The sequence below is a fragment of the Novosphingobium sp. THN1 genome (assembly GCF_003454795.1).
In the GTDB taxonomy this organism is placed as follows: Bacteria; Pseudomonadota; Alphaproteobacteria; order Sphingomonadales; family Sphingomonadaceae; genus Novosphingobium.
The window spans coordinates 1094381-1111146 of record NZ_CP028348.1; the positions used below are offsets into that span (position 1 = coordinate 1094381).

At 61.6% G+C, this 16766-nt stretch carries 13 protein-coding genes; 5 read left to right on the forward strand and 8 right to left on the reverse strand.

Going from position 1 to position 16766, the window contains the following annotated elements:
• Positions 1 to 164: 164 nt before the first annotated feature.
• The 8 genes from C7W88_RS22065 to C7W88_RS22095 all read right to left on the reverse strand — a co-directional run bounded on the left by C7W88_RS22065 (position 165) and on the right by C7W88_RS22095 (position 10351).
• Positions 165 to 2984: a TonB-dependent siderophore receptor gene (locus C7W88_RS22065; RefSeq protein WP_118075730.1), complete on the reverse strand. Its 2820-nt coding sequence runs from the start codon at positions 2982 to 2984 to the stop codon at positions 165 to 167.
• A gap of 194 nt (positions 2985 to 3178) precedes the next feature.
• A complete protein-coding gene (locus C7W88_RS22070; protein ID WP_118075732.1) occupies positions 3179 to 4921 on the reverse strand; it encodes an alpha/beta hydrolase domain-containing protein in 1743 nt (580 codons plus the stop codon).
• Positions 4819 to 5160, reverse strand: a complete 342-nt coding sequence (locus tag C7W88_RS23045) for a hypothetical protein (RefSeq protein WP_205525333.1) — start codon at positions 5158 to 5160, stop codon at positions 4819 to 4821. The genes C7W88_RS22070 and C7W88_RS23045 overlap by 103 nt, the downstream gene beginning before the upstream one ends.
• Positions 5161 to 5162: 2 nt before the next feature.
• Positions 5163 to 5471, reverse strand: coding sequence for a hypothetical protein (locus C7W88_RS22075; RefSeq protein WP_118075734.1), 309 nt, complete (start codon positions 5469 to 5471; stop codon positions 5163 to 5165).
• 1 nt (position 5472) lies between these two features.
• Complete coding sequence (locus C7W88_RS22080; RefSeq protein ID WP_118075736.1) at positions 5473 to 6816, reverse strand: acyclic terpene utilization AtuA family protein; 1344 nt, start codon at positions 6814 to 6816, stop codon at positions 5473 to 5475.
• Positions 6813 to 8126, reverse strand: a complete 1314-nt coding sequence (locus C7W88_RS22085) for a CitMHS family transporter (RefSeq protein ID WP_118075738.1) — start codon at positions 8124 to 8126, stop codon at positions 6813 to 6815. The genes C7W88_RS22080 and C7W88_RS22085 overlap by 4 nt, the downstream gene beginning before the upstream one ends.
• A 92-nt stretch (positions 8127 to 8218) precedes the next feature.
• Complete coding sequence (locus tag C7W88_RS22090; RefSeq protein ID WP_118075740.1) at positions 8219 to 9109, reverse strand: LysR family transcriptional regulator; 891 nt, start codon at positions 9107 to 9109, stop codon at positions 8219 to 8221.
• A 300-nt stretch (positions 9110 to 9409) separates the two neighbouring features.
• Positions 9410 to 10351, reverse strand: a complete 942-nt coding sequence (locus C7W88_RS22095) for a LysR family transcriptional regulator (RefSeq protein WP_118075742.1) — start codon at positions 10349 to 10351, stop codon at positions 9410 to 9412.
• 142 nt (positions 10352 to 10493) lie between these two features.
• Here C7W88_RS22095 and C7W88_RS22100 point away from each other — a divergent pair, with 142 nt between their 5' ends.
• From C7W88_RS22100 to C7W88_RS22125, 5 genes are all read left to right on the forward strand, one after another.
• The gene (locus C7W88_RS22100) at positions 10494 to 11321 is read left to right on the forward strand and encodes an SDR family oxidoreductase (protein WP_118073341.1); all 828 of its coding nucleotides are present in this window, start codon (positions 10494 to 10496) and stop codon (positions 11319 to 11321) included.
• A 21-nt stretch (positions 11322 to 11342) separates the two neighbouring features.
• A complete protein-coding gene (locus C7W88_RS22105) occupies positions 11343 to 12338 on the forward strand; it encodes an aldo/keto reductase (RefSeq protein ID WP_118075744.1) in 996 nt (331 codons plus the stop codon).
• A gap of 42 nt (positions 12339 to 12380) precedes the next feature.
• Positions 12381 to 12899, forward strand: coding sequence for a (2Fe-2S)-binding protein (locus tag C7W88_RS22110; protein ID WP_118073339.1), 519 nt, complete (start codon positions 12381 to 12383; stop codon positions 12897 to 12899).
• Positions 12896 to 15277 (forward strand): molybdopterin cofactor-binding domain-containing protein, encoded by a 2382-nt coding sequence (locus C7W88_RS22115; RefSeq protein ID WP_118075746.1) that lies wholly within the window; start codon positions 12896 to 12898, stop codon positions 15275 to 15277. The genes C7W88_RS22110 and C7W88_RS22115 overlap by 4 nt, the downstream gene beginning before the upstream one ends.
• A gap of 423 nt (positions 15278 to 15700) precedes the next feature.
• A complete protein-coding gene (locus C7W88_RS22125; protein WP_162896300.1) occupies positions 15701 to 16723 on the forward strand; it encodes a hypothetical protein in 1023 nt (340 codons plus the stop codon).
• Positions 16724 to 16766 lie beyond the last annotated feature (43 nt).

Sequence of the window (16766 nt, forward strand, 5' to 3'; positions counted from 1 at the left end):
CTGTTCGATCTCGGCGCCTGTCGCTCTCATTCCGGACATTCGATCAGCAGTTTGTCGTGATCGATTCGTGTCGTTGGTTCATCACCTGCGGATCGCCAGCGAGACATGATTTTGAGAAATTTCCCGAGGGACAAGCGGGAAAAGCCTGCCCCTCGGAAACCAGTTTAGAAGCGGGCACCGACCCGGGCGTAGACCTGACGGCCGAATGGATCGGCGATCGAGGGCAGGTAGCCGTTGAAGCGGGCAAAGCCCGGTGCGGTATTGAACACATTGATCACGCCGACGGTCAGGTCGAAGCGATCGTCAACACCAAAGCGCAAGCCATACTGCAGGTCGAACACCGAGAACGCCTTGATTTTCGTCGTGGCTGTGGCGGGTATGACCGAACCGCTTCCCGAGGTGTTGAGGGCAATTGCCTGATCGTCAACCACGCCCGAGGTATAGCGCCAAGTACCCGATAGCGTGTGACGGCCATATTCGAGGTCAAGCCCGGCCACACTGCGCCAGCGTGGTGCGGCCGCAGCCGAGAGTGGCGACTGGACGAACTGGTTGCGGAACCCGACCCCGTTGTAGACGATGGACTTGGCGCCCGGCGTGGTCGAGCCGATGTCGATATCGTACTTCAGCAGATAGGTAAGGTTGTCACGCAATGTGACGGCCACCGGGCCAAGATCAAACCCGATCGAGGCTGCAAAGTCGAGACCGGACGTGGCCGTGCCGCTCGGTGCGTTGAACGAGGTCACCTGCACGGCCTGGATGTTGCCGCTGGAATCGCGGATCACAGCTGCACCGTTCGGGCTTGCGTTCACCACGGCCTGCGCGCTCTGCAACTGGATCTGGTTGTTATACTTGTAGTGCCAGTAATCGAGCGAGAGCCGCGCCCGTGACATGGGCAGCACAGTCGCGCCGATGTTGAAGACGTCGGCAGTCTGCGGCTTGAGGTTGGGATTGCCGAAAGTCTGGATCGTGCGGAACGTGGTGTCGACCGGGGTCTTGGTCGGATCGGTCACGCTACCGACGCCGGTCGAGATCAAAGCGGTCGAGCCGTTGGCGATGGTTGGTGCCTGGAAAGCCCGGCTGATCGAGCCGCGCAAGCTGAGCTGATCAATCACGCGCCAGTTCACTGCAGCCTTGGGCGTTGTCGTGTTGAAGCCACCGTAATCTTCGTAGCGCGCTGCAGCGTTGACGTTGAGACCGTCGAGCACTTCGTAGTTGGCTTCGACGAAGGCGCTCTTCACCGTGCGGGTGAAATCGGTGTTCAGGCGCTTGCCGAGAAACCCTGCAAAGCCGTTGAGCAGCAGATCCGAATAGTGCGACGAGGACTTCTCGCGGCGGTACTGGCCGCCGACGGCAACGGCGAGGTCATGCCCGTTGATAGTGGCGAGAGTGCCATTAACAACTGCTTCGGCAAGGTAGTACTCGCGCTTGTAATCAAAGTAGACGTCGGTCTGCAGATTGTGGATCAGCGATGGGTCCAACTTCGAAAGATCGGACTGCAGCGGGCCGTAGTAGAGGCAGTTGCCCTTGCCGGCCACGGCCCCGGCACCCGCCCCGTTGAACAGGTAGTTGCAGTTCGGGCCGCCAAAACCATTTAGCGCGGCCTGGAACAGGTTCATGTCAGTGTCCTTGTCGCGCGCAATGGTGTGCGATGCGGAGTAGGACACGTTGGCCGTATACCTCCAGTCGGCCAGCAGCTTGCCGCGAGCACCGACCACATAGTGCTGCTGGTCCACGGTATCGCGCATGACGCGGTAATCGTAGCCGCCGGGGAACCCTTCCTCGCCGATGGCGCGACCGAAGAACACTGCGCCTACGCCGAACGGGTTGTAGGGGTTGCTTGCCGGCATCGTCGCATTGCCTGCATTCTGGGCATAGGACGGCACGCCGTAGCGCTTGGAATCCTGATGGTAATAGCTGATCTCCGCGAAGACCGTCTGATCGGGCGCAATCTCGATCGTCGTATCGTTGTGGACGTTGATGCTGCGCGATTCCGGGCGGATCGGATTCTTCGGCTGGAAATTATAGGCGCAATTGCCAAGACCGAAAGTAGCGCCAGTCGCGGGGACGTAGACGCTGTTTGTTCCGGCCTTGCCACAGTTTGGATCGACGACCGTCAGCCGACCGCCAACCGCCTTTGTGTCGAACAGTGCGGTATAGTCGTTGCCGTTGATCACGAGATTGCCGCCACCAGCCGCGGTCGGACGCCCCAGCAAGGTGAAGCGGCCGGGAAAGCCCGCGCCCGATGGGTTGAAGAAATTGGTGATTTCGCGGTCATCGTTCTGCAGGTTGTCGGTAAAACGATAACTTGCCGAAGTGACCGAATGGAACGTGTCGTTGCCGATGCCGACCATCGCCTGCACGTTCCACGAATGCGATTTGTCGATCCCGGTGTATTGCGCCGTGATCTTCGCGCCTTCGAATTTGGTGTTGGTGATGACGTTGAACACGCCCGCGACCGCATCGGCACCGTAGGTGGAGGAAGCGCCGTCAAGCACGGTCTCGACGCGGTTGATCGCGATGTCTGGCGTGAGGCTGTTGAGGTTGACGAAATCGTCGCCGCCCTGCGGGGTCACGCGGCGATTGTTGAGCAGGACCAGCGTGGAACCGCTGCCAAGGCCGCGCAGGTTGACCGAGCGCGTATCGCGGGTGTCTGCACCACCCTTGGCCAGATCCTGCATCCCGCCCGCGCTGCCGACGTTCTGCGGGATGAAGCGGGTGAGATCGCCGAGCGAGGTTACGCCGGTGCGCTGCAGCGCCTTTGCATCGACGGCGAGCACGGGGGAGGCGCGATCTTCCTGGCGGATGTTGCCGAGGTACGTGCCGGTGACGACGATCTCTTCGCTCTTCTGCGGTGCATCGGCGGCAGGTTCTCCAGCAGCGGGCTGGTCTGCGCTTTGCGCAAAAGCCGGCGCGGCCGAAGCGGCGATCAGCGCTAGCGCGGAAATTCCGGCAAGTCGCAAGCCGGCATGTGATGACGTGGACATTTTCACCCTCCCATTTAAACTTGCCTGAAGGGTGGTGCTGCGAGCAGCGTCGCTCGCAACCTGACAGGCACCGTTGCGGCACCAGCGTCGGGCTATCCCCTCATGCAATCCTCGATTTTGACCTTGCCTCAGCTTGTTCAAGCAAGGAAATATAAGTTTCTGATCGATTGATCAGGAATTTGCATCAATACCTGTCAGCGCAGAACTTCGCTCTCTTCGGCCTGGCGGAGCAGGCGCTCGGCGTCTCTTGGCAGGAGCCAGCCTGCGGCCCGCTGCCGCGCAACGGCGGCGCGGACGCTGGCGAGAAAACCATCGCGATTGCCATAGCGCTCTTCGAGCGAGGCTCGCGTATCGCCCGCCTTCAGGCGCTCCGCTCGGGTCTTCGCAAAGGGCACGAACCCGCCGATGAAGCTGCAACCGCTTCCGGCATCGAAGCCGGTCGTCGTCTCGTTCCAGCCCAGGTACGTGCCAAGCGGAACCTGCAACTGGACCGAGGGAATGCCCGCCGTCTCGTTGCCATCGTCATTCACGCGCGGCACCAGTTGCGGGATCGTGCCGCGCTGTTCCGGCGGCAACGTGGAAAGCGATCCGCTGACGTCGCGCGCGCGGAAGGCCTTGCCAAAGCGGTAGTCGGGCATGCGGTTGAGCATTCGTGCCGGATCGGGCGTGCCCGGAACGCCACGCCATCCCATCGCCTCGGCGGTTGCCGGCACAAGCTCGCCCCCGGCAAGAGTGGGGTAGGCGCTGGGCTTTGGCGCAGTGCCGCTGCGCACCCAATCAACCAGCATCGCTTGCGCGGCGTGCAGGCTCTCCAGCGAAGGATTGGGATTGCCGGGAAGCTTGCAGCCCGGCACCGCGCCATCGCCGGCGGGTTTGAACCCGCCCGTCCACGATCCGCCGTGGGTGACGCTCGGGAAGTAGTAGCGGCGCACGTTGGCCGGAAGCGGCACATCGCCGGCGGCATCGGTGCCGATCAGCCCTGGTGCCATGCGCAGGCCCCAGAACTCGGCAGAGCCGAACGTCTCGATGACCTTGGGACAGGTGTTCGACAGCGCGCAGCGATCGAGCAGGCTGGTTGTGCCAAGCCCGCGCACCCGGTCGTTGTAGGGCGACCACCACAGCGTGCCTTCGCTACCCGGTTCGAAGGCACGGGCGGCACCACCCGGAACGCCGAAGCGCAGGTTCAGTGGAACCTGCCGGGCCGCGATGTTGGGATTGATCCCGTCAAACACGATGCGTCCGGCCTCATCGGCATTGAAGCCGAGATTGACGAAGCTCTTGAGGAAGTTCCCCGATTGCGAGGTGCCGCTTGCCACCGTCCAGCGGATTGCACCGGCGACATCGTCCGGGCTGCGCCGCAGATGCGCAACCAGATCGCGCGTGGCGGCAAAGCCGATGCCCAGCACCAGCGGATCCTTGCCGGTATAGACCAGCGTATAGGTCCGCGCCGCGTCAAAACCACCGCGCAGGCACAGGCTCGACGGGTCGGGCGTGCCGGGAAATGCCTTTGTCGAACAGTCGGCAAAGGCAAAGTCGCGGGCGGCTACTGGATGGCGCGTCTCGCTCCCCGCGGTCTGGTAGAACAGTCTCGCCTTGCGCGTATCGAGCGAAACCGGCTGCGGGCGAGCCGTGGGACGGCCAATACTGCCGGTGATGGCCGCGCTGCGCGTTCCCGATGGCACATCCTGAAAGCGCACAAGCACGGGCCCGGTCAGCGGCCTTCCGCCTTTCCCTCTGGCAACGGGCACAGTCACGGTCTGCAGCCCCGCATCCTTGGGCAGATCGCCCTGCCAGCCACTGACGAGGCGCACATGTCCGTCCGGATCCGGCCCGATCAGGAAGTTGCCGCGGTTCGGCACGTCATAGAACAGGACGCCACTTGCCTTCGCTCTGTCGATCGGGCGGGCAAGCTTGAACGTGGCGCTGTACTCCACCATCCCCTGCGAATTGCGGGGGCCTGGGCAATGTCGGTGATCACGGCATTGCCAGGCAGGTGCGGATCGAGCGTTCCGGCGAAATGGCCAGATACGATCTCGTAGGCCGGTGTGCCTGCCACCGGTTCGGCCTGGGTGACTGTTTCCACCACCACGCGGTCCACCTTCGCGGCGATGGTGGCGGGCTGGATCAGCGCGAGGCTGGAAAGTCCGGCGAGGACAAGGCTGCGCTTGCGGTTCATCATCACAGATCCTCAACAGACATATCGAGCAACTGCGCGCCCAGCGTCTTGCCGTGCGGATCAAGTGCGAGCGAGCGGGTAACGCCACCAGCCAGCGCGCCTTCGAGCACGAAGTTGAGCGCGTGCAGGCCGGGCAGTTCGAAGCGCACGATGCGTTTGCAGGCAAGGTTCGGGAGGTGCCGGGCGATGCGCTCTGCCGTCACCGCCTGCACCAGCAGCGCGTAGTCCGTTGCCCTATGGGCGAACACGGCAATCTGCGAAGTGTCGCCCTTGTCGCCGGTGCGCACGTGGGCAATGTCGCGAAGGATCATCTTACGCCACCTCGATTTTAACGCGCGGATCTGCAAGGTTGCGGTCGATCAGCGTCGATGCGACGGCAAGCACCTTGCGCGTCGCGCGGCTGACGCCGCCGCCCCCCATTGGCCCGTTGGTGTAGAGCGCCTCGACTTCGGCCCCGATGGCTTCGGCGCCGTCCTGGGTATCGCTGCGCCCGGCAATGCGCACCCGCACCTCGCGCGGGTGATGCGCCGGGCAGGCTTCGCGCCGATCAACCGCATCGATGCCGATCAGATCGAACTGTACCTGAGAGGTGTCCATTCCCTTCATGCGCAGCCGTTCGCGCACGATGGCCGTCGCCAATTGCCCGCGCTCAGCAGCGCCCGGACCGGCATAGGAAATCTGCCCCTCGCCGATGAAGCCGTCTTCGTAGCAGATCGAGACCTTGAGCGTGTCGGGCCGCTGCCGCCCGGTAGCGCCGCTTACCTTCACCTGATCGGGAGCAGGTTCGGCAATGCTGATACCGGTAAAGTCGGCAACAACGTCGGCCTGCAGATAGGCGGCGGGATCGAGAATTTCGTAGAGCAACTGCTCCTTGCAAGTTGCCGCATTGATCAGGCCACCTGCGCTTTCCAGCTTGCCGAACAAGGCGCTGCCATCGGCCGCCACATCGGCATAGGGAAAGCCCAGTCGTGCAAGGTCTGGCACGTCCTTCACGCCCGGATCGGCAAAGTAGCCGCCGCACAACTGGCCGGCGCATTCGAGCAGATGGCCGATGGCCGTGCCTTGTCCCAACCGGTCCCAATCGTCCGGCAACCAGCCGAACGCATGGACCAGAGGGGCGAGGAACAGCGCCGGATCGCAGACTCGCCCGGTAAGCACGCAGTCCGCCCCGAGTGACAGCGCCTCGACGATGCCTGCCACACCCAGATAGGCATTGGCCGAGACAACGCTGCTGCCAAGATCGCGGCTCGTTCCTTCGCGATCGATCAGCGGAAAATCGCGGGCCATGATCAGATCGAGCACGTCGTCGCCCAAGACCGCGGCGGTGCGATAGCCGGTGAGGCCAAGTTCGCGGGCAATGCGGGTCGTCGCGCGGGCGGCGGCAAGGGGGTTTGCCGCTCCCATGTTGCTGATCAGGCGAACGCCATTGCGCCGCGCCACCGGCAGGGCCGCGCGAAGCCGCGCGTCGAGCAGCGGGTCATAACCGCCATCGGGATTGATCTGGCGCGCGGCCTGAGCAAGGCCGATGGTGCGCTCGGCCAGGCACTCGAACGCCAGATAGTCCAGCTCGCCATGCTCCAGCAGGTCGATCGCAGGTTCGATGCGATCGCCCGAAAACCCGGCTCCTGCCCCGATGCGGATGCGCCGGTCACTCATGCAAGAACTCCGAAAAGGACGGCTGAGCCAGTCATCACCAGCGAGGCACCAAACAGCCAGGGAATGGAAAAGCGTTGGTGTGCGCCAAGCTCGATGCCGCTCAGGCCCGCCACCAAGAAGGTTGCCGGAGTAAGCGGGCTGACCGGGAAGCCGGTGGTCATCTGTCCGAGCAGGGCCGCCTGCGCAACCTTGACCGGCGCGACGCCATAGTGCCCGGCCACTTCCGCGATCACCGGCAGGACGCCGAAGTAGAAGCTGTCAGGATCGAACACGAGGCTCAGCGGCATCGCCACGCTCGCCAGAAACAGCGGGATGTGCTGCCCGAACGCATCTGGCACCAGCCCGACGCTGGCGCTGGCGAGCGCCTTGATCATGCCGGTGCCATTGAAGATGCCGGTAACTGCACCCGCTGCCAGCAGCACGCCGACCATCAGCATCGCTGCCGGAGCATGCGCCTCGATCCGGGCGCGCTGTTGTGCGGGTGCAGGGTAATTGATCGCCAGCGCGAGCGCCGTGCCCAGCATGAACACGACCACCGGTTCGGCAATCCCGCTGACCATCAGCGCAACTACTGCCAGCGTGAGAGCAAGGTTGAGCGGGAACAGGCTGGGGCGCAGGCTGCCAGGGTCACTGCCGTGCCCTGCCGCAACTGCCACAGCCGAAGCGCTCAGACCGGCTCCCGAGGTCTGCTCATGCCCCAGCCCAAGCCGCTTCTCCTCACGATGGCCAAGATACCATGACGCTGCGAAGACGAAGCCGAGACCGACGAGTTGCACGCCGATCAGCGGCGTGAAGATCTCGCTGACAGAAAGCTTGAGCGATGCCGCCGCGCGGGCGGTGGGGCCGGTCCACGGCAGGAAGTTCACGCCAGCTGCCATGGAAGCGGTGCAAGCCAGTACCCGGCGGTCCATGCCCAGTTCGTCATAGAGCGGACGCAACGCAGGGATAGTCACCAGAAAGCACACCGCGCCCGAACCATCGAGATGGATCAGCAGTGCCAGCGCAGCCGTTCCAAGGGTAATGCGCGATGGCTTGCGCCCGACCAGTTTGAGGATGCCGCTCACCAGAGGAGCCAGCAGCCCGACGTCGGTCATGATGCCGAAGAACAGGATGGCGAAGACGAACATTCCGGCAATCGGCGCAATCTGCCCGATGCCCTTGATAATGTAAGCGGGCATCTCCACCGCCTGTCCCAGCAGCAGCGTGGCCAGCGCCGGGATCAGGATCAGGGCGACGAGCGGGGAGACCCGGTTCGAAAGAATCGCGGCAAGCAAAAGCAGCAGCGTTGCCACCGCAACCACGACCAGCATCCGAATTCCCTCTCCTGCGGCTGAAACGTCCTTGGGCGCCATTCATGCCGCAAGAGCATCAATCCAACAATTAGAGTTACCTGATCGATTGATCAGAATTTTGTATCGACCGCCATGGCCAGGACGAGCTGCCGAAATGCCTCCGCTGCCGGGGCAAGAGTCCGGTCTGCCAGCGTGCACATGCCGATCGTGCGCGACGCCACAGGCGCTTCGGTCTTTCGCCACGCAATCTGCTTGCCGATCGCCATCAGCGGCAAAGTGGAGCGGGGCAGGAGCGAAATGCCGAGTCCTTCGCCAATCAGACCGCCTACCGTCGCCAGTTGCACGCATTCGAAGCGTGCGTCGGTACGAATGCCGGCGGCGGCGAAAACGCTTTCGGTCATCATCCGCACACTGCTGCGCGGTTCCATCGCGATGAAAGGAAACTGCTCGAACACCCGCCAGGGAGCGGGATCGGGTATCAGTTCGAGATCTTCCGGGCGGCAGACCAGCAGGTATTCGTCTTCGAACATCGGCTCGAACCGGATCGGCGCAGTGCCGCCCGGCGGAATGGTAATCGAAAGGTCGATCGAACGGTCCTGCAGGTTCTGCAGCAATCCCCCGCTGAGGTTTTCACGCACGATGACTTCCACTTGCCTGCGCTCGGCAAGGAAGCAGGCAATCGCCCGCGGCAGGAAATCGGCAGCGATGGATGGCAGCGCCCCCACCACCACCCGGCCGCGCTCGCCACTGAACGTCTGGTCGAGCTCGCGGAAGGCGAGGTCAAAGTCGGCGGTCAGTCGCTCGACAATCGGCACCAGCGCCGCACCGGCCGTGGTCAGCATGACGTTGCGTGAATTGCGGTCGAACAGTCGAACGCCGAGATCTTCCTCAAGAAGCTTGATAGTGCGGCTGAGCGCTGGTTGCGACAAATTGGCGGCGCGCGCCGTTTCGCTGAAGCTGCAAGTCCTTGCCACCTGCAGAAACAGCCTCAGACTTGTCATGCTCGGGGCGCGGGCCAAGAACCTCTCCGATTGGCTCAGCTAGTCAGTCTGGCATCGAGCTAGTCCAACAGGCACACACTGGCAATCCACAACCTTTCATTGCAAATTAAGTGCGTGAACCGCCTCCAAAAACGACGTTCAGCGGGCCGAAGCATGGGGTCGAGAGCGGTCGTTCATTCACGTTTGTAACGCTACTCTCGATTGACGTGATCCAAGCCCAGCTGTCATTCCGTTGAGCTTCTCGTTGACAAAATAGCCAAGGGCGACACTTGGCGAATGTGACATCACTTGGCCCATCTTTTACACACGCGTCCTGGTTTGCTCGTCATGCTGCGAGCCGTCTTGCTGAGCCCTCGCACGCAACTCCTCCAGTAGCACGCGAAACGCTGGCGAGAGATTGCGCCGATCGGGGTAGTACAGGTGATGGCCGGCAAAAGGCGGGCACCAGTCGGCAAGCAAGCGGACCAGTTGGCCAGACGCAAGATGCTCGTGCAGGTCGTCGTCTTCGATTACACAGGCCAGGCCGCGACCAGCCAGTGCTGCCTCGATCGCCAGAGTGCTATCGTTGACGATCAGAGCCCCCTCCACGCGCACGTTCAGAGTCTGCCCCGCCTTCTCGAATTCCCACGCATAGAGATTGCCGCGGGTCGCCATGCGCAAGTTGATGCAGCGGTGCGCAATCAAGTCACGTGGAGTTTTCGGCGGCGCATGCTTTGTGAGGTAGTCAGGTGAACCTACTACGGCCATGCGCAAGTCCGGGCCTATGCGCACTGCAATCATGTCCTTCTCCAGGCTCTCGCCCAGGCGTACACCCGCATCGAACCTGTCCGCCACGATGTTGGTCAGAGCACCGTCGATCGACAATTCGATCTGAATCTCGGGATAGCGGGCCAGCACTGCATCGACCGCAGGCCACAGGACCGTTTGGGCAGCATGACGGCTGGTGGTGATGCGCACAGTGCCGGAGGGGCGCTCACGTAGCTTGGCCAGCAAGGTGATCTGCTGCCGAATGTCGCTGAGTGCTGGCCGCAGGGTTGCAAGCAATTGCTCCCCGGCTTCGGTGGGGCTCACGCTGCGCGTTGTGCGCGCAAGCAACTTGATATCGAGATGAGCTTCCAGCCGGCGCACGGCATTGCTGATTGCCGATTGCGACGTTCCCAATCTCGCCGCCGCACGGGTGAAGCTGCGCTCCTCGGCGACGACCAGAAACGTCGACAGATCGCCCAGCTCATCGCGCATCATTTATCTCGTTTCGATATAGGTTCATGCAGAAAGACACGTCTAATCGGCAATAATCACTTGGTCTATGCTCCTCTCCAAGATGCAATGGCGCTGACGGCAAGCAGGGCAGAAGAATGCCGGTCTCGAGCAGGAAGAGTGACCCATGGACGTTGTAGTTATCATCGGCGCGGGCGGTATCGGCGAGGCAATCGCACGCAGGCAGGGGTTCGGCCGCAAGCTGCTGCTGGCAGATTGCAACGCTACCGTCCTTGAAGCCGCCGCACAGCGCCTGACCGATGCCGGCTATCAGGTGCAAACGCAGCCGGTTGACACCACCATGCGCCAGTCTGTCGAAGCGCTGGCTACGCGTGCGGCCGCACTTGGCACGGTCGTTCAGGTCGTCAACACCGCTGGTGCATCACCCAACATGGCTGGGCCCGAGCGGGTGCTTGAAGTCGATCTTTATGGCTCGGCGCTGGTGTTCGAGGTGTTCGAAAGCGTGATTGCACCCGGCGGGGCGGGCTTGATCGTCTCGAGCATGGCGGGCCACATGCTGCCCCAGCTTCCAGCTGACCAGGAACAGGCACTGGCCTTCACGCCCGCCGATAAACTGCTTGCCTTGCCGTTCCTCGGGCGTGAGTTCGTGCCGGATTCGATGGTCGCCTATTGCCTGGCCAAGCGGGCCAACGCGCTGCGGGTACGGGCGGCGGCATTGTCATGGGGCAACCGGGGGGCGCGGGTCAATGCGGTCAGTCCCGGCATCGTGGTGACCCCGCTCGCGCGCCACGAACTCGCTTCCCCAATCGGTGATGGCTACCGGGCGATGGTCGATGCGTCGCCTGCAGGCCGGATGGCGCCGCCTGAGGAAATCGCTCTAGCCTGCGCATGGCTGCTTGGACCGGATGCCGGCTTCGTGACCGGCACCGATCTGCTGATCGACGGCGGCATCATTGCCGCGATGTTTGCGGGCAAGATCCGGCAGCCCGGCTAAGCCTTCTCAAGGAGTTGAACAATGCATAGTCGCACTCTGGGCCAATCTGGCCTCTCTGTTTCCGCCCTCGGCTATGGCTGCATGGGCATCGACTTCGGTTACAGCAGCAATCTGTCTCGCGCTGATGGCATTGCCATGATCCGCGCCGCCGTTGAACGTGGCGTCACGTTCTTCGACACTGCCGAAGTCTACGGCCCATGGACAAACGAGGACATGGTCGGCGAAGCCCTTGAACCGTTCCGCGACGAGGTCGTGATCGCAACCAAGTTCGGCTTCAATATCGACCCCGACAGTGGCGCAATGCGCGGCGTGGATAGCCGCCCCGAACAGATCCGCCGCGTCTGCGAGGCTTCGCTCAAGCGTTTGCGCGTCGATGCGATCGATCTGTTCTACCAGCACCGCGTCGATCCCAAGGTGCCAATCGAGGACGTGGCGGGCACAGTGCGGGACCTGATCGCAGAGGGCAAGGTCAAGCACTTCGGCATGTCGGAGCCGGGCGCCGCCACGATACGGCGCGCCCACGCGGTGCAGCCCGTAGCGGCACTTCAGAACGAATACTCGCTGTGGACGCGGCAGGTGGAGACAAACGGTATTTTTGACGCCTGCCATGAACTCGGCATCGGCCTTGTGCCCTATTCGCCGCTCGGCAAGGGCTTCCTTGCTGGCGGTATCGCCAGCGCCGAGCAGGTGGCCGAAGGTGACTTCCGCGGCACCCTGCCGCGCTTTCAGGCCGAAGCTTTCGCTCACAACCTGAAGTTGCTGGACCTTGTGAAGAAAATCGCGGCTGACCGTGGCGCGACCCCTGCGCAGATCGCGCTCGCATGGCTCTTGGCCAAAGCGCCCTTCATCGTGCCGATCCCTGGCACTACCAAGCTGCATCGGCTCGAGGAAAACCTTGGCGCAGCAGACATCGCCCTCTCGCCTAAGGATCTTGCCGAGATTGAAGCGCTCCTGGCGACCGTAAGCGTGGAAGGAGCGCGCTACACTCCTGCTGGTGAGGCAGCGACTGGTCTTTGACAGGCTCTGATTCTGGCAAGCAATTGGAAAGGCAGTAGCGACATGAGCACCATCGTGGTCAACGGTCAGCAGCGTAAGGTCAAGGCATCGCCTGACACCCCGCTCCTCTACGTCCTGCGCAATGAACTGGGCGTCATGGGGGTCAAATTTGGATGCGGACTTGCCCAGTGCGGCGCCTGTTCGGTCTTGCTGGGCGACGAGGAAGTGCGTGCTTGCGTGACCCCTATCTCGGCGCTGGAAGGCAAACCGGTGACCACCGTGGACGGTCTTCCCCAACGCTGGGCCAGCCAGAAGGGAAAGATGTCCGCAGGCACGCTTCATCCAGTGCAGCAAGCGTGGATCGACGAACAGGTGCCCCAGTGTGGGATCTGCCAGTTCGGCATGATGATCAAGGTCACCGAACTGCTCGAGGCCAATCCCAAGCCTACTGATCAGGACATTCGGGAAGCTTTGACCACGTCAGGCCCGTCGCCGCACCTGTGCCGCTGCGGCAGTTATGCCGCAATACTCGAAGGCGCTCACCGTGCGGCGAAGCTCATGATGCAGGGAGAGTCGGCATGATCTGTTCACCCTCGAAGTCCGAAGCGAAAATCATCTACGATATCAATGTCCACGGCGCCCGCTTGATGGGTGTCAGCCGGCGCGGGTTCCTCGCTGCAGGAGGCGCACTCGCTGCCGTCTTCGCGATGGGTGGTCGCAGTGCTGTTGCGCGGGTAAACGCCAGCAAAGCCAATTCACATGCTCATTCAGCCGCTACCGTCAATGGCTGGATCGAGATCCGTTCGGATAACACCGTCCTGTTGCGCACAGGAAAGTGCGATTTTGGGCAGAGCACGATCTACACCGCGTATCGCCAGATCGTAGCGGAGGAACTCTGCGTCCCTCTGGAAGCAATGACCGAGGTGGTCTCAGGCGACACTGACCGCACACCGGATGGGGGTGGCACATTCGGCCTGCTGCGCTACGGTCAGAACCTGCGCAAGGTCGCAGCATTGATGCGTGAGGCTTCGCTTGAGTTGGCGGCTAGGAGGCTCGCGGTGCCCCGCGCCAGCCTAACTGTTCGCGAAGGCGTAATCTCCGGCGCAACGAAAGCCATAAGCTATGGCGAACTGCTGGCGGGCGAAGACCTGCATCTGGTCATCCCGATTGCCGGCGACCTGACCATGCCGATGGGGCTGCGCGTGGATGCCGATCCGCCGCTGAAGCCGGTGAAGGACTACACCATCATCGGCAAGCCGGTGCTCAACCCTTCGATAGCGCCCAAGGTTGCAGGCAAGACGGTATGGGTGGGCGACGTGACACTGCCCGGAATGCTCCATGCACGCACGATCCATCCGGCTACGCTGGGATCGACGCTGATTGCGCCGGGTAAGCTCGATGGCAAACAGTTCCCCGGCGCACGACTGGTAAGCATCGACAACCTGCTTGCCGTTGTATCTCCGGACGAATGGGAGGCGGTTCAGGCTGCACAGTCGGTCGCAGACGGTAGCGAGTGGTCAAAGTGGGAAGGTCTTCCCGGCAACGAGCGCTTGACAGAACACTTGCGAAGGATTGCGACTGAAGACCCGACGCCAGCGCGCGAGGGCCGAGCAAACAAGGGCGAGGCTTCGTCGGTCAAGACTATGCGCGAACTTCGGGCAAGCTATCTAATGCCATACCAGAAGCATGCCCCTATCAGCCCGATGGTCAGTCTTGCCGACTATCGGAAGGACGGGTCGGTATGGCTTCACACGCATAGCCAGAATCCGCAGCACTTGCGGCGGATGATCGCGCTGATGCTGGGCAGCGACGACGACAAGGTAGTGGTGCGAACCTATCCGGGCGCGGGGCACTATGGCCGCTCCAACGGAGGCAGCGCCGGAAGCGAGGACGAGGCGGTCCTACTCTCTCGCGAATTGCGGCGACCAGTGCGCCTGCAATGGATGCGCGCCGACGACATGCAATGGTCGACGCAATCACCGGCGATGATCTCGGACATCCGCATCGCGCTCGATGACGCCGGAAGGATGGCAGCCTATGAAGCATCGCACATCGGACCCGGAATGCAGGATGATCGCCTTGTCGGCGCGTTGCTGGCGGGTCTGCCGGTCATCCCTGCACCCTCAGCTGAAACGAGGTATGGCTTCCAGAGCACGGTGCTCAACGTCACCGACACCTGGGTCTACGGCGCAGTGCCTGCCGTGCATGAGCAGGCCAAGGGAGGCGCACACCCCGGCCAGAACGAAGCCTTAGGCGCTGCCGGCCTTCGCAGCCATTCCATGCGTACGCCAATCCAATTCCAGCAGAATTGCCCGCGTGAGATCGCGATAAGCGAAGCCGCGATGCTGGCCGGAAGGGATCCGCTCCAGTTCAGGCTCGACCATGTCACCGACCCGCGCTTCGTAGCTATCCTTGAGCGGTTGCGCAGCGAAGCGAAGTGGGAGAACCGGCCATCGCCCTCACCCCAAGCCAGAAGCAACGGCAGCGATCCGGTCAGGGGGCAAGGCGTTTCGATCATGCTGCGCGATAACGGCTACTGGGCCTGCGCTGCAAAGGTGACGGTCATTCCCGCAAGCGGCGAGGTCAAGGTCGAGCGCATGACGATCGTTGCCGACGTCGGCATCATTATCAACCCGCTCCAGTTGCGCCGACAGATCCAGGCCGGTTGCCTGATGGGTGTGAGCCAGGCACTGCACGAGGAGCTGACCTTCGATAAGGGTGCCGTGACGGCCAAGGATTGGACTGGCTATCCCATCCTCACCATGGCTGAGATGCCCGAACTGAAGGTTGTAATCACCGACAACCCCACCGTGGGCATTTACGGCCAAGGCTCAGAGAGCGCTAATGCCTTGGCCTCGCCTGCCATTGCGGCGGCAGTCATGGATGCGACTGGAAAGCCCATCAGGCGCATTCCTCTAAAGCCCGAATATGTTCGAGCGGCCATCAAGCTTCACGCTTGATAGCCAAGAAGCCCGGTGGACGCTAAGCCGGGTTTCGGACGCTGCAGATAATCGATTTCACCGAAAACAAGAGGCAAGTTTTGGGCCGAAGCTGACATTCCCGCGTTAGCCTGGAATGGCATGAGTGGGTCGGCTGCCGTCCCTTCGATGGGCAACAGACTCGCGGCGAGTGCCGCCTCAAACCCGGACATTCGCGCTCAATCGTGACGTCATCGATTTTTGCTGTTCGTTCAGCACGCCGTGGCAATCGCTGAAAGTCTTGGACTGGGACGAAGCTGCCTTTCCCAAATTTGCCTCTAAATGCCCGCCGCGATCGAAAGCTGACATTGCTAAAGGGGGTTTCTAGACAATCAGCATAGCCGTAAGTCGTTGCCGCTCTTTGCCGGATGCCAACACCAGCTTTCGATTGATCGCTGCTTACCAGTGGTCATGATCGCCGCTGCGTTCGCGAATTCGCAGGCCACAACCCGAATTTTCTGTCTGAATGGGACATACACTTCAGCCTTCTCATGGCAAAAATCTGTGTTAGTCTTGCTTCATAGTCAGGAAGCCGATGGCCAGAAAAAGGGGATATCAGTGTACTCTCTAAAAATGACCGCGATAAGCGCTGCCGTGCTTGCCAGTACTTGGGTGTCAGGCCCAGCCGCGGCCAGCGTAAAGATATTAGGCGTAAACGTATCTAAAAACGACATTTGTCCGAATGCCGATACTAATAAATGCTTGAGTAAGCCAAACGATGCGACCGGTTATTATCTAGTTCAAGGGCGAGATCTCACTGTTGACGCGAATGGCAAGCCTAACATTGATCCGATACTAGCGAAGATTTTTACGGAAACAGTGAGACTCGACACTAATTACTGCGGCAATGAAGTTAACAATAATCTTCGCGCTTACTCTATCGCCAATAACATCCCTTACCTCGAGGAGGTTCACTCCAATCCTGTTCATTTCACCGTCAAGGCCACAAAGTTGCTCGAAGCAAAAGGTGGAATTGATGCAAAAGCGATCGCAACGGCAGCAGGCGTGCCTGCAGCCCAGCTAGATAAAGTCGCGGCGGCAGTCGAAGCGTCGTACAACAGCAGTAAGACCAAGGCCGTAGATGTCACAGGGGTCTATCGCTATATTCGCATTAATACCGATCTCACGCGACGGCTCGAGGCTGACGCTGTTCCCGCAGATCTAAAATCCTGCGCCGCCTGGTTGAAAGCCAATCCCGACAAATCGATTGTCACTTCGATCACCGGTTACCAACTCACCAAGGCGAGCATCAGCAGTTCGATGAAGTCTACCTTCGCTCAGAAACTTACCGCGAGCGTCGCCGCCACTGTGGACGGTCCGCAAATCGCGGCGATCGAGCAATCATTCTCGAGCGCGGTAGAGAAGACTAGCGAGCTCTCTTTCTCACCGTACTTCCAGGTTCTGACGGTCGGTCGGTACCCCGGCTAATTGCTTTGTACCTACGCTCGCAGTATACTGATGGACAGCTTTC